Source organism: Pedobacter sp. NJ-S-72, assembly GCF_053890575.1.
This window is the reverse complement of the sequence record NZ_CM132681.1, coordinates 2,534,296-2,552,762: the sequence shown is the minus strand read 5'-3', so window position 1 is coordinate 2,552,762 and position 18,467 is coordinate 2,534,296. Positions and strand designations below refer to the sequence as shown.

Sequence of the window (18,467 nt, the reverse complement as noted above, 5' to 3'; positions counted from 1 at the left end):
ATGATCTTGTCAGAAAAATAGAAACGTCCGGCCTTATTCCAGCCGGACGTTATCATAACTATTTTTTAGTCACACGTATATCAATACGACGATTCTGAGCTTTTCCATCAGCTGTATCATTACTGGCAATAGGGTGTTCCGCACCATAACCTTCAGCCTCTAAACGCTTAGGATCTACGCCTAATTTTACCAGCTCCATCATTGCAGCATTGGCCCGTTCGTTAGATATCTTCTTGTTGATTGCAGCATCACCAGTATTATCAGTATATCCACCTAATTTTAGATTAACATCAGGATATGCTTTTAAAATAGCGACCATGTTTTTTAATTGTTCCTGTGATTCCGCTTTTAATGTACTTTTTCCAGTTTCAAAGTATAATCTGTCAAATGTAAACCAGGTAGTTTTATCGACAGGTTTGCTTTTATCTTCAATAAATGAAATCAACTGCTTTCTACAGAATTTTCACCGATACTGATTTCAGTGCCATCTGGTAATTTTTTGCTGATTTTAGCACCTAAATCTCTAACGAAATCTCCTGCTTCATTTATTTTTCCTGCAATTGTACTGGTTACAGCTGCGGCTCCAGCTTTCATTGCACTGCCAGCAGAGTCCATTTTAGAACCCATTGAATCAACTTTGGATGATAAAGAGTCCGTTACAACTGTTGATTTATTACAGCCAGACCTGCCCATAATCCACCAGGCGCCTATAATAATAATAAGCAATGGTATTAGCCATTTTAAGAAACCACCACCAGATTTGGGTTCCTGAATTGCACCATAATTTACCGGAGGTACTTTAGGCAGGTCAACTTTTGGAACCTCTACTTTAGGTATTTCCACTTTTGGAATCTCCACCTTAGGTAATTTTAAGCTCGCTAATCCTAAAGAATCGCTTAGACCTTGCGGCAAAGCAGCAGTGATTTCAGATTTGCTTTCAAAAATAATTTGCCTAATAAATCAGAGAAGTTCCATCCCTTACTAGCCATTGTTTTGGTAATAAAACCCATAACGAGCGGAGCAATCATTGCCATTAGTCCTGCAGATTTTTCAGAACTTAATCCGCTGGAAGCAGAAACTGCATCAGTTACAGAATTTGTGTCATTTCCGAATAAACCACCTAACAATGATTTTCCTTTCTCTAATAAAGAATCGTCACTACCACCTAATAAATCTTCAGTTTTACTTTCTGCACCGGTACCAGTGAGACCTGGTAATATTTTTCCCAGAAGGCCTGAGTCTGATCCGGTTCCATTTTTCATAATACCGGCCAGGACGGCGGGAATACCAGCAGAGAAACCAGTTTTTACCTGATCCTCGGTTACGCCAGCTTTCTGGCTCAGAGACGAGACTACATTATCACTCACCTCGTTCTTTAATAGCTCAATTAAATTCATGTTTATAGTTTTTAGGTTAGAAATTTTAGTTTTATATCAATCTTTTTTATAAAAAAAAAAAGATGCATTAACTCTTAATGTTCAAACGATCACTATACACCCTCGCCTTTAATTTCAATTCAGTACATTGTATAAAATGTACCTGCACTTACATAAATATAAGCTTAAGCACTTATATCTGCAAGTCACCAGATTAAGTAAAGGGTTTAAAAACAGGTTTTTAATAAAATTAATGGATTTGTGGTTCCCATGCGGTGCTCTAAATGATTAATTACTGTTAATCATACTTTTCAGTTCCGGACGATTTGCCTCAATCAGTGAATTGACTTCAACCATAAATCCTCCGGGAGCCTTAAAGTAAAAGGTCATTCTTCCATGTTCCTCGCGGATCTCTTCTGGATTATATCCGCCAGCCGTGATTTTTTTGTGAATTTCTTTTAGCTGATCAATGGTTTCCTGCATAAATCCAATGTGGAATATTTCAGGATAGAGAGCATCATCAGTCTTAAACATGGTGATTAATGAGCCGTTTTCATCCAGTAAAAAAGCCATTTTAGAACTGATAGGGATACCAGGAGCTCTAACAAGGCCAAAATAGGTTTCAAGCATTTCAAGAGTTGCAGGAACTTCTGTTTTATGCTAACTTAGCTATAGCTATCAGTCAGGTATGAGCTATCTAGAATTTAGTCCGAATGGTTTTTTAAAGAATTATATACAATGTTATTTTGTATGTGAAACGGGGACGGCTATACTTACCCAGGATAAAGTTTTTGCGACAGGCTTTATCGAGATTATGTTCAATCTGGGGAGTGACGGACCACAGCAGCTAATTAGTGGTGATTTAATAAATAAACCTGATGTACAACTGTGGGGCCAAACGATTAAGCCATTCACTTTTACTTCTTTCGGAAAGCATTCAATGCTTGGCATTCGATTCTTTACTCACACAGCAGCCTGTTTCTTCAGTGAACCAATAGAAGAGTTTAACGATCAGGTAGTTGATTTTAAAGATATAGGAGGTAAAGACATCGTCTTGCTGCATTCAAGATTATGGCTATGCTAAGTCCCTGGATCGAAGAATTGAATTAATAGAAGATTTTTTATTAAGAAGACTTTCACTTTTCGCGAATAAATACACCAGATTAGGGCTGTTAAACAGTATTATGCAAGACCTAAGTAAAGATGACTTTTTTGAAAACATTAACTCAGTCGCTTCCCGATACGGTGTCTCATCCCGTTACCTGCAAAAAATATTTTTAAATTATTCCGGTCTTGGTCCAAATCTGTTTAGTAAAATAGCCAGGTTTCAAAAAAGTGTTCACCTTGTTGCAAACAAAGATTCATCACTTACCACAATTGCCCATCAATGTGGCTATTTCGATCAGTCACATTTTATAAAGGATTTTAAATTTTTCACCGGCTCAACACCCTCCCGGTTTTCTCCGGAAAATTCAACCGATCTTTTTGTAACTCTCAATAATTGATTGTTCCGTTTTTTACAATTTATACTCTTTTTCAAGGGGTAATTTTGCTTTAATTATTCATTCAATTAATTAAACATCATGAAACAAAACAACCTTGTAAAAGCAATTGTGTGTATAACTCTCTTTTTCGTTTATGATAATTGCCAGGCTCAGATTACTACTAATCCGGGTTTGTCTGGAGTAAAAAAGGCGATTGAAAATATCAACACGCTTTATTTTAACCTGTTCGCGAAAAATGATGAGTCTATTGTCAACCTTTATACCGAAGACGCATGCCTGCTAGCTCCAAACATGCTTCCCATATGTGGAAGAAAAGCACTCAAAAAAGATTTCGCAGATACGTTTACAGCAGGAAAAGTTAAAGGTGTTAAGTTCCAAACCAGTAATATTTACGGAGATGATAATGAATATGTAACCGAGGTGGGCTCCTGGCAGGTTTTTGATCCAAAGGGGAAACTTCTCGACGATGGTAAATACTTGAAATTGTGGAGAAAAACAAAAGCTGGCTGGAAAATATTCAGAGATTCGTTTAACAGCAATCATAAGGCGCAGTAACAATGAATTTTAGTTACGATAAAAACGAAAAAAGCCTCTAAATGTAATATTTAGAGGCTTTTCGATAGAGTCTAACGTCTATTTGTGTCGGGGTGGCAGGATTCGAACCTACGACCTCCTGCTCCCAAAGCAGGCGCGATACCGGGCTACGCTACACCCCGAAAAATGGTATCACCTTTATTGTCCCTCTTGCGAAGGGTCTGCAATATAACTAATTATTTGCAGAGACCAAATTTGATTAATCATAAATGATTTTTCTTATTTGGTGTGCAACAAAGGTAAGTAAAGAATTGACATTTTTATCGCTGACGAGCATTTAAACCGTAAAAAACTCTTAATGCGTTGCTTTTCAAGGAGAAAAAATTTCAAGTCAGATATGGATATATAGTAAATAGGGAGGCATTTCTTGAAAATGTCTCCCTGAATTGACTTATGCTATCAATTTTTTTCTGCGATAGTGTCTGAAAATAAAGTAACCTGCGATAATAATCAATATTACAGCCCCAAATTAGCTAGCTAGTATCAGGATGAATTCTTTAAAAATACTCCATCCATTTTCAAAACTTAACCAGAAACGTTTGAAAAAGTCAGGACGATAATCAGATAGTTCATCATTAACCACTATCATTTTTTTAATTGTATTATCCTGATAGAAGTTTAAAGTAATTGTGCTGTATTTTACGTTCCGGTCAGTTAACAGGTTACTGACCTTGTTATCTACATATGCATCTTTCAGGGCTAAAGATTTTTCTGCAACGCTGACCTTTTTCCCGGAAACAGAATTATTCAATTGCGTAACGGCTTCCTGTTTATTCTTATTCTTCAATTGATTACTCAGGTAATTGATACTTTGATCATCTTGTTTTAAAGATTGATCATCAATGAACACAGCCATTCCAGCCACCTGATTAGTGAAATCATCCAGTTTTTCGGCGGGGATTTTAGCAACGATCAAACCTTCAACCCGGTAGGATATCAATTCCAGTAAAGAATCTGCAGAATATTTTTTCTCTTCTCATTGTTCCTAACCTGGCTATGCATATTAAACTCAGCAATCGTACCACCTTCAGCTTTCAGGATACCCCCTAATTTTTCTTTAGTAGACTGGACATCCTTTACCCTGAATTTCATATCCGCCGTTTTAACAATTTTCTCAGTTACCGAAGTATCAGAAGCCCCGGAACCTGGCTGCTGAACTTCTTCAGCATTAGCTCTTGATTTTTTATCGCTGCTACAACCGAAAGCAGTTATTGCTAATATTCCATAAATCAAATATTTCTTCATCATAATAAAAAAGGATTAAAGGTTTCCCTTAATACACCGCAGTACTATTAAGTAACCCTATAGCACAAACATATTATCAGAACCCTGTTCTTGCTAATTTAAATGCCCTTTATCAAGATCAAACCTTTCATATTGGTAATAAACCCTTCCATAATGGAAGGGTTTTCTTAAGCCATATTTCGGTGTGAAATTTGTTTTTCTGCCTAAATCACTGAAAAATAGCTGTTTGTCACCGTCGGCGGTTTTTTTTTGGTGGTATGTCTATTGGATAAGGCCATAAAAAATAAACACAATGATGACTGTATTACTTTTAATCGCTCTTCTGGTCCTGACATGGATCTGTTACAAATCAATCGACTGGTTCGAAAAAATCTAAAATTATGATCGCACTTTTTATTATCGCAATCGCAGTATTTATCTATATGATTTACGTGCTGATTAAACCCGAAAAATTTTAATTGAACGCTATGAACACTGAATTATTTGGAATCTTCGCTACCTACCTGCTTACCCTGGTTATAGCTATTCCTTTAGGTAAATACCTTGCAAAGGTATTTGCTGGTGAAAAAGTCTGGACTGACTTTCTAAAACCTATTGAATCTGGGATCTACAAACTTTCCGGAATTAACCCGAACGAGCAGATGAATTGGAAACAGCATATGAAAGCGCTGATGACCATCAATCTTGTATGGTTAGTTTACGGATTCTTCGTTTTAATGAATCAGGATAAGCTGCCACTTAATCCGATGGCATGGCAATCCAGGGATGACCCCTGATCTTGCCTTTAACTCTATTATTAGTTTCGTTGTTAACTGTAACCTGCAGCATTATTCAGGAGAAAGTGGTGTTACTTATTTTACACAACACTTTGTCATGATGTTTCTTCAGTTTGTGAGTGCTGCAACCGGTATCGCAGCTGCTGTAGTATTCTTTAAAGCCTTCAGAGACAAGACATCTACTAATTTGGGTAACTTCTGGGAATTCTTTGTTAAATCGATTACCAGGTTATTATTGCCACTTTCTTTAGTGATGGCAGTGATTCTGGCATTCTCAGGTACACCATCAAGTTACGAAGGAAAAGACAAATTTATATCTCTTCAGGGTGATACAGTAAACGTATCAAGAGGCCCTGCAGCTGCATTTGTAGCTATTAAACACTTAGGGACAAATGGTGGTGGCTGGTTTGGTACAAACTCTGCACATCCATTAGAAAATCCATCATATTTCACCAACTCAGTTGAGCTGATCGCACAGGTAATCATTCCTATTGCAATGGTTATTGCTTTCGGGATTTTTATCAGACGCAGAAAATTATCATGGATGATATTCGGAGTCATGACTATTGGTATGTTATTACTGCTGATCCCAACGGTAAGCAGTGAATTGGGTGGTAATCCTGCAATCGCAAAAATGGGTGTTTCGCAGTTAACCGGAGCAATGGAAGGTAAAGAGGTGCGATTCGGGCCTGCAATTTCGGGTTACTGGAGTACAGTTACAACTATTATTTCTACAGGATCTGTAAATAGTATGCACGATAGTACAATGCCATTAACAGGTTTCTGGCAATTGTTAGGCATGATGATTAACTCCTTTTACGGGGGCTGTGGGGTAGGAGTACTCAATTATTTTATCTACCTGATCATTGCCGTATTCATATCTGGTTTGATGGTAGGACGGACACCAGAATTCCTGGGACATAAGGTAGAAGCAAGAGAAATTAAAATTGCAGCATTGATTACCCTGTTAAGTCGTCCTTTCTTTCTTAATTCTGGCTGGTACAGCATTGTCAAGTTTTATTATAGTCAATCACGCTGATGCGGCATGGGCAGTACAACCAAAATCATGGTTGAATAACCCTGGCTTCCACGGTTTCTCAGAAATGTTATATGAAATGACTTCTTCTAACGCAAACAACGGTTCAGGTTTTGAAGGTTTAGGTGATAACAATGTGTTCTGGAACGTGGCTACAGGATTTGTATTATTTCTGGGCAGGTTCTTACCAATTATTGGTCCTATAGCTATCGCTGGATTACTGGGTGCTAAAAAATATATCCCTGAATCGGCTGGTACTTTAAAAGCAGATACGCTCACTTTCAGTCTGATGACTTTTGCAGTAATCGTTGTGTTGAATGCCCTTTCTTATTTCCCTGCCCTGACTTTGGGCCCGCTGGCAGAATATTTTACCCTGATTAAATAGATTATCATGAAGTCTTCTAATAAATTATTTGAACCTGCATTGGTTCAAAGCGCACACTAAAATCCTCCTTTATAAAACTTGATCCAAGGGTAATGGTGCGCAATCCGGTTATGTTTACCGTTGAGGTAGGCACAGTTGTGATGGCATATGTTACGGTTTATTCTTTCAGCCATGCTGGACAAGGATCACCATTATATAACTTCTTTATTTTCTTAATCCTGTTCTTAACAGTACTGTTTGCCAATTTCGCAGAAGCAATTGCAGAAGCCAGAGGTAAAGCTCAGGCAGACAGTTTGAGAAAAACCAGAGAAGAAACCCCTGCTAAAGTAGTACTTGCAGACGGAACTATAGAAATGCGTTCTTCAAGTCAGTTGAAAAAAGGTGATGTTTTCTTTTGTGAAACCGGCGATACTATTCCAACAGATGGAGAAATCATTCAAGGTATAGCTACAATTGATGAATCGGCTATCACCGGAGAATCTGCACCAGTAATCAGAGAATCTGGTGGTGATAAATCGTCTGTGACTGGTGGTACTAAAGTACTTTCGGACGAAATTAAAGTCATGGTGAGTACTGAACCAGGAGAAAGCTTCCTGGATAAAATGATCGCCCTGGTAGAAGGGGCTTCACGTCAGAAAACACCGAATGAGATTGCCTTAACGATCCTTTTAGCAAGTTTTACTTTGGTATTTGTGATTGTCTGCGTGACGTTGAAACCATTTGCAGATTACGCAAATACACCAATTACAATTGCTGCATTAATCTCCTTGTTTGTATGTCTGATCCCTACCACAATCGGTGGTCTGTTATCAGCGATCGGGATTGCCGGTATGGACCGTGCATTACGTGCAAATGTGATTACTAAATCAGGTAAAGCAGTTGAAACAGCAGGTGATATTGACGTACTGTTATTAGATAAAACAGGTACAATCACTATTGGTAACCGTAAAGCTACTAATTTCTATCCTACAGCGTCCGTAGATGCCAAACTGTTTACCAATGCTTGTGTACTGAGTTCATTAGCAGATGAAACCCCAGAAGGTAAGTCGATTATTATCGAAACTGGAAATGCACAGCATAATTTTGCATTGCCAACTACACCAGAAGGAGCAGTATTTATCAAATTCACAGCCGAAACAAGGTCTAGTGGTATTGACACACCAGATGGAAGACGTATCCGTAAAGGAGCTTTTGATTCTATCCGTAATATCGTTCAGAAAGCAGGTAATGTTTTCCCTAAGGATATCGAAGACGAAGTTAAAAAGATCGCTTCTAACGGTGGAACACCACTGGTCGTTTCAGAAAATGAAAAAGCACTGGGTGTAATTGAGTTACAGGATATTATCAAACCAGGTATCAGCGAGCGTTTTGACCGTCTGCGTAAAATGGGTGTTAAAACAGTGATGGTGACTGGTGATAACCCGTTAACAGCTAAATTTATCGCAGAAAAAGCAGGTGTGGATGATTTTATTGCTGAGGCAAAACCTGAGGATAAAATGAACTACATCAAAGACGAGCAGGCTTTAGGTAAGCTGGTTGCGATGATGGGTGATGGCACAAATGATGCGCCAGCCTTAGCACAAGCAGATGTTGGTGTTGCCATGAACAGTGGAACACAAGCGGCAAAAGAAGCTGGAAACATGGTCGATTTAGATAATGACCCGACTAAACTGATTGAGATTGTAGAGATTGGTAAACAGTTGTTAATTACCCGTGGTACGCTAACAACCTTCTCTATTGCAAATGACGTAGCTAAATATTTTGCTATTGTTCCTGCCTTGTTTATTGGTTCGATACCAGCTTTACAAGCCTTGAATATTATGGGCTTACATTCCCCTGAAAGTGCAATTATGTCGGCTGTTATTTTCAATGCGATTATCATCCCGATCCTGATTCCCCTTGCTTTAAAAGGTGTGGCTTATAAACCAATCGGAGCGAGTGCATTATTGCGCAGAAACCTGCTGATTTACGGTCTGGGTGGTGTAATAGCACCATTTATAGGAATCAAGTTAATTGATATACTAGTTGGGCTATTCGTTTAAAATATTTTAATATAAAATCATGAAAAAGTACATTTTACAGTCAATACGTCTTACAGCAGTTTTATTAGTTCTGCTATGCGTAATATATCCTTTAATGGTTGCCTTTGCAGGAGGTTTCTCCAAAGGTAATGGAGGTGGTGAAAAGATCACTCAAAATGGTAAAGTAGTAGGTTATGCCTTAATCGGCCAATCATTCACCAAGCCCCAGTATTTCTGGGGCAGACCATCAGCAGTTGGTTATAAAGCAGATGGATCTGGTGGTTCTAACAAAGGTCCGTCTAATCCAGACTACCTGAAAGAAGTAAGCGGTCGCGTAGATTCTTTACTTAAATATCACCCCTATCTTAAACGCAGTGATATTCCTGCCGACATGGTTACGGCTTCAGGTAGCGGATTGGACCCTAATATTTCTGTAGAAGGAGCAGCTATTCAGATTAAAAGAGTTGCGATGAACAGAAAATTAAACGAACAGGTAGTAGCAGACCTGGTTAAAAAAAAGCTCATGGTCCATTGTTAGTTAGGTCTTTTTGGTCCAAGTACAATAAATGTATTGGAACTGAATGTAGCATTAGACAATCTGAAAAAATAATTTAAAACCTGTTTGAAATTCAGCAGCCAGAACAAAAAGCAGCTTCATTTAAACAGGCTCTTACAAGCCCTTACCAATTTAATAATAGAAGATACAATGAACAAATTTTTGATAACAGCTGCCACTGTTTTTATGGGTCTAAGTGCAAATGCACAGGACGAACCGAAAGTTAAGATTTCTGGATACGCAGAAGTATATTATGGACACGATTTTAATAAACCAGCCAATAACAACAGACCTGGTTTTATTTACGCACACAATAGAAGTAACGAAGTGAATTTGAATCTGGGGTATATTAAAGCTGCATATGATTCCGGGAAGATCAGAGCTAACCTGGCTTTGATGGCCGGAACTTATGCCAATGCGAATTTAGCAGCTGAGTCCGGAGTATCAAAAAATATCCTGGAAGCGAACGTTGGTTTCAAAAAAATTTCCAACAAAGCCAATTTATGGGTAGATGCAGGGGTTTTCTCTTCGCATATTGGTTTTGAAAGTGCGATATCAAAAGACTGCTGGGTACTGACAAGAAATATTTCATCAGAGAACACTCCTTATTTTGAATCCGGCGCTAAAGTTACTTACAGCACTGATGATAATAAATTTACAGCGTCAGCTTTATATTTAAACGGCTGGCAGCGGATTGCCCGTCAGGATGGAAACAGACAACCTGCCGGAGGAGTACAACTAACCTGGAAACCTACCGATAAAATTACTGTGAATTACAGTAACTATTTGGGAACAGAAGGTGCAGACTCTATACGTGTAACACGGTTCTATCATAATGTATATGGCGTATTTCAACTGGCTGATGCTTTTGGTGTAACTGTAGGGTTTGACTATGCGACGCAGCAAAAATCAAAAACAGATCATAGCAAAAATGAAATATTATCACCAGTGGTTATCGCCCGTTATACTATCAATCCTAAATGGGCAATGGCAGGCAGGTTTGAATACTACCAGGATAAAAATGGTGTGCTGATCGCTACAGATACCCCTAATGGGTTCAAAACCAAAGGATATTCTTTAAATATTGACTATTCACCAATATCAAATGCTGTTGTCAGATTAGAAGGTAAAGTATATGACAGCAAAGACAAGATTTTTAAAAGGGATATGAGTGCAGTGAACTATAATGCAGCAGTGACTGCAAGTGTAGCAGTTTCGTTTTAAACAAATTGACTAGCCGGGGAGTATATCCCCGGCTTTAAAAGCTATAAATATGGAAACATTTTTAGAATTTTTATTTACTGCATCAGTTACTGTTATTGCAGGTTTTTTATGTCTGAAATACGGCCCGAAAACAAAGAGAAAAGCAAGGATTGCCCGATTCAAACAAGCACAGGCGATCAGGCTTAAGAATCCGCAGAACAGCGCTGGAATAAGAAAAGTTTATCGGAATTATTCCGCTAAATTTATACTGATATTGATAGATAGGAGCGACGCTTTTCACAGGCGTGTTTTATTTAGTCGATATTGGTTATGTAATCATTAAATGGTAAACAGATCATATTGTGGAAGATAATAGTAAAGAACAATCTGTACGTCAGTTCCTTGACCTGGTGAAGAAATCGCGCCGGGGTAAATTCAAGGTATACATTGGAATGAGCGCAGGCGTAGGGAAAACCTACAGAATGTTACAGGAAGCACATGCGCTGCTTAAAAATGGGATAGACATACAGATCGGTTACATTGAAACCCATAACAGGGAAGAAACCCATGCATTATTAGTGGGAATCCCTTTGATTCCAAGACGTAAGTTGTTCTACAAGGGGAAGGAAATGGAGGAGATGGATGTACAGGCGATTGTAAGCCGGAATCCTGAAGTTGTGATTGTGGATGAACTTGCACACTCCAATATAGAAGGAAGTAAAAATACAAAACGCTGGCAGGATGTAATGGACATTCTGGAGGCGGGTATAAGTGTCATCTCTGCGGTGAATATTCAGCACCTGGAGAGTATGAATGAAGAGATTGAAAAAATCACGGGTATTCCAATTACCGAACGGATTCCGGACAGGGTATTGGATATTGCGGATGAAATTGTAAACATTGACCTGACGGCGGACGAATTGATAGACCGCCTTAAATCGGGTAAGATATATGATAAAACAAAAATAGAAAGAGCTTTAGGGAACTTCTTCCAGTCAGAACGAATTTTGCAGTTGCGGGAACTGGCTTTAAGAGAAGTGGCGCACCATGTAGAAAGAAAAATCAGTGTAGAAATACCTAAACAAATTAAGCTGAGACCAGAGCGTTTTATGGCCTGTATCTCAACAAATAACGTAACAGCAAAAATCGTAATCAGGAAAACGGCAAGGCTTGCTTCTTATTACAGATCACCCTGGATTGTACTTTATGTGCAGAATAATAACGAAAGTAGTGACAGGATTAAGCTAGATTTACAGCGGCATCTCATTAATAACTTTAAGCTCGCCACAGAACTTGGAGCCGAGGTGATCAAAGTAAAGAGTGATGAGGTCACCAAGACAATTATAAGGATTGCACAGGAAAAAGAAATAACAACCATATGTATCGGTAAACCTCATTTAAATCTGTTTCAGGTAATCATGAGAACCGCAGTTTTTAACGAGTTATTGCGAAATATCTCATCAACAGAAACAGACCTTGTCATCCTATCCTGAAAGGAGGAGCTGATTGATGATTAAGGGATAAACAAAAGGCTAATTAATAAAACAACACAAAAAGTTAATTGAGAAATTAAGTGATAAAATTTAAACATTAATCTAACAACCAACAAATCCAACAATTATGATCATTGTTTGCGTTTCACAAGTGATAACCCCAACCTGGTTATCTGAAAAAATAGATTATGCTAATGTGAGGGCATTGCGTTCCGAGCCCCTTCAGGCGACGGTAATGCCGCCCGAACATAGCATGATCTATTTTTGCGAAGCCAGACAAAACTAAAGACTTTACAATAAGCAAAACAATGAAAATAAAAACAAAACTCCGCCTCGGATTCGGATTCCTATTTGTGGTGGTACTGTTGTTCGGCTCGATTTCGCTTTACTACATGAACCAGATTTCGGTGAGTGCAAAAGTGATTTTGAAGGATAACTATGAGACACTAAGTTACACAAGAGAGATGAGATCAATCCTTGACCAGAATGACCTGCCTTTATCAGTAGATAAGAAGGCGGATTTTCTTGAAAAACTTGGTCTGGAAGGAAAGAATGTAACCGAAAAAGGGGAGGGAGAAGCTGTGAAATCTCTAACAGCAGCATTTCTGAAAATGACAGATCCGTCATCTATTCCTGCGCAGCAGAAATCTGCCTTAGCAGAGGTGCGGTCACAGCTTATGGTGATAGATCAGTTGAACATGGACGGGATTGTCAGAAAGAACGATGCAGCTCAGAAATCTGTTGAAAAAGCAAGCCTGTACCTGGTCACCACTGCATGTCTTTGTTTTCTTGTCTTATTCTCATTCATAGTGAATTTCCCTGGTTTTGTAGCCAATCCGTTAAGAGAGTTTTCGGAAGCAATTCAGGAGATTGGACGTAAGAACTACAAACAAAGACTTGAATTTGATGGTACAGATGAATTCTCTGAACTAGCAAGGTCATTCAATGAAATGGTGGAGCAGTTAAACAAATGGGAAAATAGTAACCTTGCGAAAATTCAATCAGAAAAACTGCGGATTGAAGCTATTATTGAACAGATGCAGGATGCAATTATCGGATTGAATGAAAAACAGGAAATCCTTTTTATGAATAAGGTAGCGGCTCAGATTCTGAATTTAGATGAAGGCAAGGTAAACGGATTGAACGTCAAAGACCTGATGAAAAAGAATGATCTGCTGGCCAGAATTATGAATAATGAAAGGAATGATCAGCCCATCAAAATTTACGCTGATCAGAAAGAATCTTATTTCCAATTACAAAAAAGAGAAATCATCGTACCTGTATTTGAAGATCAGGAATCACCAATTTTACAGACAGGTAAAACAGCAGGCACAGTTTATATATTAAATAATATTACCCAGTTTAAAGAATTGGATGAAGCTAAAACTAATTTTATAGCTACGGTTTCACATGAGCTTAAAACCCCGATATCATCCATAAAAATGAGCTTAAAGCTGATGGATGACGAAAGAATAGGGTTGATGAATGTAGAGCAAAAACAACTGGTAGAGCATATTAAAGATGATTGCAGCCGACTGTTAAAAATTACCAGTGAACTGCTTGACTTAGCGCAGGTAGAAACAGGAAATCTCCAGTTGAATTTTGTAAAAGCAGCTCCATTAGAAATAGTCAATTATGCATTAAACGCAGTGCGGTTTCAGGCAGAGCAGAAAAATATTCAGCTTGAGCTGATCAGTAAAGAGAATCTTCCTGTGGTGAATGCCGATGTAGAAAAAACAGCATGGGTACTGATTAATTTTCTTTCTAATGCGTTACGCTATAGTGCAGAGAAGTCAAAACAGACAGATAGAAATACAGGAGAAAAATCATGGAATAGAGTTCTCGGTACGTGATTTTGGAAAAGGGATTGATGAACAATATCAGAAACGTCTGTTTGACCGCTATTTCCAGGTTCCTACAGATGGAAATAATAAATCAGGTTCTGGTCTTGGACTGGCTATTTCCAAAGACTTTATAGAAGCCGAAAATGGAAAAATATGGGTAGAAAGTGAAATAGGGGAAGGAAGCCGCTTTTGCTTTTTCCTTCCCGCTGCTGAATAATCTTTGGTTAGGTGATCATGCTAAAGGCCAGCGCAGCTGCTAATTTAGCGGTGCGCTGGTCTTGATCAAAAACCGGGTTACATTCTGCAATATCCATACTGATTACCTTTCCGCTTGCAATAACTGATTTTAAGCAGGCAAAGAAAAATGTATCAGGAATAAGACCGCTAAAAGCTGCGGCACTTACACCGGGTGCAAATGAGGATGAAAATACATCCATACAAATAGTCAGGTAGATAGTGTCGATCCTGCAATAAATTCTTCGGTCTGAAGACGTATTTCCTCTTGTCTGGAAACCATAAACTGTTCAGCAGGAATGTGTTTTACGCCTAATCCCGCTGCCGTATCAAAAAGATATTTTGTATTGCTGTTTAACTGGATTCCAACAGGCATGTATCTGAAAGGTTTACCTGTTGATTTACAATCGCTGGCGATCTGAAAAAATCCTGTTCCGGAGTTTGTACCATTTTCATTGGGCTCACGTAAATCGAAATGAGCATCAAAATTAATGATACCAATACTACCAGTATTTTTAGCTGGTTCTAATGAATTGATATAGTCGTTTATCCCATTGTAATGTCCATAAGCGACTTCATGCCCTCCGCCAATAACCAGGGGTTTATAACCATTAGCTAAAGCGTAAGCGACAACCTGAGCGAGAGCACGTTGTGCGCCTTCCATATCCTGATCTGTGCAGATAATGTCACCTAAATCAAGAAAAACAGCATCTCTTCATCCAATGTACAGGTAAATTACAACAAGCCTTACGGAAATGAGCCGGGCCATCTTTAGCACCAACTCTGCCACCATTACGTCTTACACCTTCATCGCATGAAAAACCAATTAAGGCAATTCCTTTTTGATGAGCTGGTGGTAATGTTATGTTTTTTTCTTCCAGATCAACAAGAATGATTCGCTGATGCCAGCGTTGAACAGCCAGATCTGTTCCATCATTACGTCCGTTCCAGGTATCAATTGATGTTTTGCGATAAAATGATGAATCGATCATATCTTTTTATATTCTTGTTCCATTTTTCCAGACGATGCCAGGTTTGATTTTTCCCTGATGATACAGGATCTCTCTGTAATCATTACAAGGATAAGCCTGCATATCAGCCAGCATTCCTTCGGCTAATATACCTCTGTCTTTAATATTTAAAGCTTTTGCTGCTCTGTAAGTCAGACCTGCGAAAACCTCAGCTGTGCTCAGTTTCTCAGCAGCACTCATGACCGCTGCCTGCATCAGTAAATCTCCCATAGGGGCAGATCCCGGATTCCAGTCGCTGGCAATAGCCAGACAAGCTCCTGCATCCAGCAATTTTCTGGCTGGCGCATACTGCATTCCTAAACCTAAAGAAGCACCCGGAAGTACAACAGCTACAGTTTCAGAACCTTTTAATAAAGCAGCTTCACGTGCTGTACTGGCTTCCAGATGATCTGCCGAAACAGCTCCAACTTCAATAGCCACTTCCAGTCCGCTGGTTGTAAACTGATCTGCATGTACAGTGATTTCAAATCCCATTGCTTTAGCCGCTTGTAAATAAGGAACTGATGCAGCCCTGTCAAAAGCACTCTCTTCAATGAAAATATCTACACGACCAGCCAGGTTTTCTGCTTTAATCAATGGCAGTAAATCTGCTAAAATATGATTCAGATAATCGACTTGTGAACCTTCAAAATCCTTCGGTAAAAGATGTGCTGCCAAACAAGTTGGGATAAGATCGGCCTGAGTAGTTGAGGAAACTGTTTTTATCGCCCTTAACATTTTCAGCTCATTGGCAATATCCAGTCCGTAGCCACTTTTGATCTCGATCGTAGTGACCCCATCTGCCAAATGTCTTTGTACTCTTTGTTTTAACAATTCTACAAGTCTGGATTCTTCTGCAGCACGGGTCTGCGTCACAGAATCCCAGATACCGCCGCCGCTTTTAGCGATTTCCAGGTATGTTTTTCCCTGGATACGAAGGCTATAATCTTTTGCCCTGCTTCCTGCGAAGCAGATATGTGTATGGCAATCAATAAAACCAGGAAGCAATACTTGTTCTCCTTCAACTTCATCTATTTCAAGCTCTGGATTTGAAGCGCGCAAAGTCTCAAAATCACCGGTTGCCCTGATAATTCCATCTTCAACGATTACACCACCGCTGCGGATAACTTGTAACTGACTGTCGTCTATAGCACCATTCAGCGCTAAACCTGACAGCGTCAGGATTTCGCTGAATGGTCCGATTAGTTTTTTTTCATCTGTATATAATTTGTTTTTTAACGGTGATGAAGCTATCATGATCTTGTCTTCACTTCGTTAAGTGATTTGTAAGATCATGATGGTTTCATATATGATGCTTTAAACTATCCTATTTTTAAACCGAACTTTTCAGCCCATATTTCTGCTTGCTCATATCCTGCATCTGCATGACGGAAGATACCCATAGCAGGGTCATTATACAATACACGGCTGATACAATTTGCAGCGCGTTCAGTTCCGTCTGCCAGTACAACCATACCTGCATGTTGTGAATAACCCATTCCTACACCACCACCATGATGGAAAGAAACCCATGTAGCGCCACCCGAAGTGTTTGCCATCAGGTTCAGTAACGGCCAGTCAGAAACTGCATCAGAACCATCTTTCATAGATTCAGTTTCACGGTTAGGAGAAGCTACAGAACCACAATCAAGGTGATCACGACCAATTACAATCGGGCCTTTTACTTTTCCGCTTGCTACCAGTTCATTAAAGATTAAACCAGCTTTTTCACGTTCTCCCATTCCTAACCAGCAAATACGTGCTGGTAAGCCCTGGAAGCTGATTTTATCCTGTGCTTTTTGTAACCAGTTAATCAGGTGCGTGTTTTCTGGAAATGCTTCCATTAATGCACGATCTGTAACATAAATATCTTCAGGATCACCTGATAAAGCTACCCATCTGAACGGGCCTTTACCCTCACAGAATAATGGTCTGATATAAGCAGGTGTAAAACCAGGGAAGTTGAATGCATCTTTCTCTCCGCCTTGTTTAGCAAATTCTCTTAAGTTATTTCCATAATCAAAAGTGACTGCGCCTTGTTTTTGTAATTCAAGCATGAAACCTACGTGGCGGGCCATACTGGCTAATGATAATGCTTTATACTTTTCAGGATCACTTTTTCTTAAAGCGAGTGCTTCAGGTAAAGAAAGGCCATTTGGAACATAACCATTCAAAGGATCATGTGCAGAAGTCTGGTCAGTCAGAATATCAGGAGGACTAAGCCCTCAACTGTTAAACGCTCCAGTAAATCGCCCGCGTCCATAACTATTCCGATAGAAATAGCTGCGCCGATAGCTTTAGCTTCATTTACCCATTGAATTGCTTCTTCATAAGAATGCGTAATGCGGTCAATATATTGAGTATCTACCCGTTTTTGAATTCTTGTTTCATCTACATCAGCACCTAAGAAAATCGCGCCGGCCATAGTTGCTGCTAAAGGTTGTGCACCACCCATACCGCCAATTCCTGCACTTACAATCAGTTTACCAGTTAAGTCATGACCAAAATGCTGACGGCCACACTCTACAAAAGTTTCGTACGTACCTTGTAAAATACCTTGTGTACCGATATAAATCCAGCTACCTGCTGTCATTTGACCATACATCATCAAACCTTTACTGCGTAGTTCATTGAAATGTTCCCAGTTTGCCCATGCAGGCACAAGATTACTGTTGGCAATCAAAACACGTGGTGCCTGTGGATGACTTCTGATAATACCTACAGGTTTCCCTGATTGTACTAACAAAGAGTGGTTTTCATCCAGTTCCAATAGAATTTCAATGATTTTACGTAGTGATTCCGGATTGCGCGCAGCCTGGCCGATACCGCCATAAACTACCAGTTCTTCCGGGTTTTCTGCTACTTCACCATCCAGGTTGTTAAGCAGCATACGTAATACAGATTCTGTTTGCCAGCTTTTAGCATGCAATTGCATACCTCTTGGTGCTTTATAAAATGGATGTTTGGCGTAGGTGTTAATAAATTCTGAAGTCGTCATCGTTGAATAGGTTAATGTGGTTAGAAATAGCAGTTTCATTAGCTGTTTGCAATAATGAACCGTTTGTTATCAAATGATGTAATTGATTAATATCGTCTGCAAACAGGCGATCTTCTTTGATATAGGGTATGTGTTTTCTGATTAGCTCATGGCATGCTTCAATAACTGGAGTTGATTTCAAAGGACGTCTG

General features: G+C 39.2%; 22 protein-coding genes, 1 tRNA gene and 2 pseudogenes. 11 read left to right on the top strand and 14 right to left on the bottom strand.

Annotated elements, in window-relative coordinates:
* Window positions 1-58 precede the first annotated feature (58 nt).
* The 4 genes from ACWYN3_RS17085 to ACWYN3_RS17070 form a co-directional block, all read right to left on the bottom strand.
* A complete protein-coding gene (locus tag ACWYN3_RS17085) occupies window positions 59-445 on the bottom strand; it encodes an OmpA family protein (RefSeq protein ID WP_456222207.1) in 387 nt (128 codons plus the stop codon).
* Window positions 442-912, bottom strand: a complete 471-nt coding sequence (locus ACWYN3_RS17080) for a hypothetical protein (RefSeq protein ID WP_456222206.1) — start codon at window positions 910-912, stop codon at window positions 442-444. Before ACWYN3_RS17080 ends, ACWYN3_RS17085 begins: the two co-directional genes overlap by 4 nt.
* Window positions 897-1,397, bottom strand: a complete 501-nt coding sequence (locus ACWYN3_RS17075; RefSeq protein WP_456222205.1) for a DUF937 domain-containing protein — start codon at window positions 1,395-1,397, stop codon at window positions 897-899. Before ACWYN3_RS17075 ends, ACWYN3_RS17080 begins: the two co-directional genes overlap by 16 nt.
* A 267-nt stretch (window positions 1,398-1,664) precedes the next feature.
* Window positions 1,665-2,006, bottom strand: coding sequence for a VOC family protein (locus ACWYN3_RS17070; RefSeq protein ID WP_456222204.1), 342 nt, complete (start codon window positions 2,004-2,006; stop codon window positions 1,665-1,667).
* Between the two features lie 58 nt (window positions 2,007-2,064).
* Here ACWYN3_RS17070 and ACWYN3_RS17065 point away from each other — a divergent pair, with 58 nt between their 5' ends.
* The 3 genes from ACWYN3_RS17065 to ACWYN3_RS17055 all read left to right on the top strand — a co-directional run bounded on the left by ACWYN3_RS17065 (window position 2,065) and on the right by ACWYN3_RS17055 (window position 3,436).
* Complete coding sequence (locus ACWYN3_RS17065; RefSeq protein WP_456222203.1) at window positions 2,065-2,460, top strand: DUF6597 domain-containing transcriptional factor; 396 nt, start codon at window positions 2,065-2,067, stop codon at window positions 2,458-2,460.
* A 100-nt stretch (window positions 2,461-2,560) separates the two neighbouring features.
* Window positions 2,561-2,881 (top strand): helix-turn-helix domain-containing protein, encoded by a 321-nt coding sequence (locus ACWYN3_RS17060; RefSeq protein WP_456222202.1) that lies wholly within the window; start codon window positions 2,561-2,563, stop codon window positions 2,879-2,881.
* 78 nt (window positions 2,882-2,959) lie between these two features.
* Window positions 2,960-3,436, top strand: coding sequence for a YybH family protein (locus ACWYN3_RS17055; protein ID WP_456222201.1), 477 nt, complete (start codon window positions 2,960-2,962; stop codon window positions 3,434-3,436).
* A gap of 87 nt (window positions 3,437-3,523) precedes the next feature.
* On the opposite strand, the gene ACWYN3_RS17050 is transcribed toward ACWYN3_RS17055, so the two are convergent.
* The 3 genes from ACWYN3_RS17050 to ACWYN3_RS17040 form a co-directional block, all read right to left on the bottom strand.
* Window positions 3,524-3,597, bottom strand: a tRNA-Pro gene (locus ACWYN3_RS17050).
* 347 nt (window positions 3,598-3,944) lie between these two features.
* Window positions 3,945-4,415 (bottom strand): hypothetical protein, encoded by a 471-nt coding sequence (locus ACWYN3_RS17045; protein WP_456222200.1) that lies wholly within the window; start codon window positions 4,413-4,415, stop codon window positions 3,945-3,947.
* The gene (locus ACWYN3_RS17040) at window positions 4,412-4,723 is read right to left on the bottom strand and encodes a hypothetical protein (RefSeq protein WP_456222199.1); all 312 of its coding nucleotides are present in this window, start codon (window positions 4,721-4,723) and stop codon (window positions 4,412-4,414) included. The genes ACWYN3_RS17045 and ACWYN3_RS17040 overlap by 4 nt, the downstream gene beginning before the upstream one ends.
* A gap of 377 nt (window positions 4,724-5,100) precedes the next feature.
* Between ACWYN3_RS17040 and ACWYN3_RS17035 the strand changes: the two genes are divergently transcribed.
* The 8 genes and pseudogenes from ACWYN3_RS17035 to ACWYN3_RS17000 all read left to right on the top strand — a co-directional run bounded on the left by ACWYN3_RS17035 (window position 5,101) and on the right by ACWYN3_RS17000 (window position 14,251).
* Window positions 5,101-5,178: a potassium-transporting ATPase subunit F gene (locus ACWYN3_RS17035; RefSeq protein ID WP_082035969.1), complete on the top strand. Its 78-nt coding sequence runs from the start codon at window positions 5,101-5,103 to the stop codon at window positions 5,176-5,178.
* Between the two features lie 9 nt (window positions 5,179-5,187).
* Window positions 5,188-6,917, top strand: a pseudogene (gene kdpA / locus ACWYN3_RS17030) (potassium-transporting ATPase subunit KdpA).
* 6 nt (window positions 6,918-6,923) lie between these two features.
* Window positions 6,924-8,959, top strand: a pseudogene (kdpB, locus tag ACWYN3_RS17025) (potassium-transporting ATPase subunit KdpB).
* A 19-nt stretch (window positions 8,960-8,978) separates the two neighbouring features.
* Window positions 8,979-9,476: a potassium-transporting ATPase subunit C gene (locus ACWYN3_RS17020; protein WP_456222198.1), complete on the top strand. Its 498-nt coding sequence runs from the start codon at window positions 8,979-8,981 to the stop codon at window positions 9,474-9,476.
* A 168-nt stretch (window positions 9,477-9,644) separates the two neighbouring features.
* Window positions 9,645-10,718 (top strand): porin, encoded by a 1,074-nt coding sequence (locus ACWYN3_RS17015; RefSeq protein WP_456222197.1) that lies wholly within the window; start codon window positions 9,645-9,647, stop codon window positions 10,716-10,718.
* 341 nt (window positions 10,719-11,059) lie between these two features.
* Window positions 11,060-12,190: a sensor protein KdpD gene (locus ACWYN3_RS17010; protein ID WP_456222196.1), complete on the top strand. Its 1,131-nt coding sequence runs from the start codon at window positions 11,060-11,062 to the stop codon at window positions 12,188-12,190.
* A 308-nt stretch (window positions 12,191-12,498) separates the two neighbouring features.
* A complete protein-coding gene (locus tag ACWYN3_RS17005) occupies window positions 12,499-14,043 on the top strand; it encodes a histidine kinase dimerization/phospho-acceptor domain-containing protein (protein ID WP_456222195.1) in 1,545 nt (514 codons plus the stop codon).
* Window positions 13,973-14,251 (top strand): sensor histidine kinase, encoded by a 279-nt coding sequence (locus ACWYN3_RS17000; protein ID WP_456222194.1) that lies wholly within the window; start codon window positions 13,973-13,975, stop codon window positions 14,249-14,251. Before ACWYN3_RS17005 ends, ACWYN3_RS17000 begins: the two co-directional genes overlap by 71 nt.
* 7 nt (window positions 14,252-14,258) lie before the next feature.
* On the opposite strand, the gene ACWYN3_RS16995 is transcribed toward ACWYN3_RS17000, so the two are convergent.
* The 7 genes from ACWYN3_RS16995 to ACWYN3_RS16965 all read right to left on the bottom strand — a co-directional run bounded on the left by ACWYN3_RS16995 (window position 14,259) and on the right by ACWYN3_RS16965 (window position 18,457).
* Entirely contained in the window at window positions 14,259-14,471 is a 213-nt protein-coding gene (locus ACWYN3_RS16995) for an arginase family protein (RefSeq protein ID WP_456222193.1), read from the bottom strand.
* Window positions 14,472-14,479: 8 nt separating this feature from the next.
* Window positions 14,480-14,932 carry an arginase family protein gene (locus ACWYN3_RS16990; protein ID WP_456222192.1) on the bottom strand — a complete coding sequence of 151 codons (453 nt, stop codon included), beginning with the start codon at window positions 14,930-14,932 and terminating at the stop codon, window positions 14,480-14,482.
* Between the two features lie 31 nt (window positions 14,933-14,963).
* Window positions 14,964-15,260, bottom strand: a complete 297-nt coding sequence (locus ACWYN3_RS16985) for a hypothetical protein (protein ID WP_456222191.1) — start codon at window positions 15,258-15,260, stop codon at window positions 14,964-14,966.
* A gap of 6 nt (window positions 15,261-15,266) precedes the next feature.
* Window positions 15,267-16,535 carry an imidazolonepropionase gene (gene hutI, locus ACWYN3_RS16980; RefSeq protein WP_456222190.1) on the bottom strand — a complete coding sequence of 423 codons (1,269 nt, stop codon included), beginning with the start codon at window positions 16,533-16,535 and terminating at the stop codon, window positions 15,267-15,269.
* A gap of 65 nt (window positions 16,536-16,600) precedes the next feature.
* The gene (hutU, locus tag ACWYN3_RS16975) at window positions 16,601-17,452 is read right to left on the bottom strand and encodes a urocanate hydratase (RefSeq protein WP_456222189.1); all 852 of its coding nucleotides are present in this window, start codon (window positions 17,450-17,452) and stop codon (window positions 16,601-16,603) included.
* Between the two features lie 26 nt (window positions 17,453-17,478).
* Window positions 17,479-18,276: a hypothetical protein gene (locus ACWYN3_RS16970; protein WP_456222188.1), complete on the bottom strand. Its 798-nt coding sequence runs from the start codon at window positions 18,274-18,276 to the stop codon at window positions 17,479-17,481.
* Window positions 18,254-18,457, bottom strand: a complete 204-nt coding sequence (locus ACWYN3_RS16965) for a hypothetical protein (RefSeq protein WP_456222187.1) — start codon at window positions 18,455-18,457, stop codon at window positions 18,254-18,256. The genes ACWYN3_RS16970 and ACWYN3_RS16965 overlap by 23 nt, the downstream gene beginning before the upstream one ends.
* Window positions 18,458-18,467 lie beyond the last annotated feature (10 nt).

Excerpts from the sequence above, each read along its gene's own strand:
- ACWYN3_RS17075 (WP_456222205.1), bottom strand. The coding sequence starts at position 1,397 with ATGAATTTAATTGAGCTATTAAAGAACGAGGTGAGTGATAATGTAGTC.
- ACWYN3_RS17070 (WP_456222204.1), bottom strand. The coding sequence starts at position 2,006 with ATGCTTGAAACCTATTTTGGCCTTGTTAGAGCTCCTGGTATCCCTATC.
- ACWYN3_RS17065 (WP_456222203.1), top strand. The coding sequence starts at position 2,065 with ATGAGCTATCTAGAATTTAGTCCGAATGGTTTTTTAAAGAATTATATA.
- ACWYN3_RS17060 (WP_456222202.1), top strand. The coding sequence starts at position 2,561 with ATGCAAGACCTAAGTAAAGATGACTTTTTTGAAAACATTAACTCAGTC.
- ACWYN3_RS17055 (WP_456222201.1), top strand. The coding sequence starts at position 2,960 with ATGAAACAAAACAACCTTGTAAAAGCAATTGTGTGTATAACTCTCTTT.
- ACWYN3_RS17040 (WP_456222199.1), bottom strand. The coding sequence starts at position 4,723 with ATGATGAAGAAATATTTGATTTATGGAATATTAGCAATAACTGCTTTC.
- ACWYN3_RS17035 (WP_082035969.1), top strand. The coding sequence starts at position 5,101 with ATGATCGCACTTTTTATTATCGCAATCGCAGTATTTATCTATATGATT.
- ACWYN3_RS17020 (WP_456222198.1), top strand. The coding sequence starts at position 8,979 with ATGAAAAAGTACATTTTACAGTCAATACGTCTTACAGCAGTTTTATTA.
- ACWYN3_RS17015 (WP_456222197.1), top strand. The coding sequence starts at position 9,645 with ATGAACAAATTTTTGATAACAGCTGCCACTGTTTTTATGGGTCTAAGT.
- ACWYN3_RS17005 (WP_456222195.1), top strand. The coding sequence starts at position 12,499 with ATGAAAATAAAAACAAAACTCCGCCTCGGATTCGGATTCCTATTTGTG.
- ACWYN3_RS16995 (WP_456222193.1), bottom strand. The coding sequence starts at position 14,471 with ATGGATGTATTTTCATCCTCATTTGCACCCGGTGTAAGTGCCGCAGCT.
- ACWYN3_RS16990 (WP_456222192.1), bottom strand. The coding sequence starts at position 14,932 with ATGGAAGGCGCACAACGTGCTCTCGCTCAGGTTGTCGCTTACGCTTTA.
- ACWYN3_RS16985 (WP_456222191.1), bottom strand. The coding sequence starts at position 15,260 with ATGATCGATTCATCATTTTATCGCAAAACATCAATTGATACCTGGAAC.
- hutI (WP_456222190.1), bottom strand. The coding sequence starts at position 16,535 with ATGATAGCTTCATCACCGTTAAAAAACAAATTATATACAGATGAAAAA.
- ACWYN3_RS16970 (WP_456222188.1), bottom strand. The coding sequence starts at position 18,276 with ATGACGACTTCAGAATTTATTAACACCTACGCCAAACATCCATTTTAT.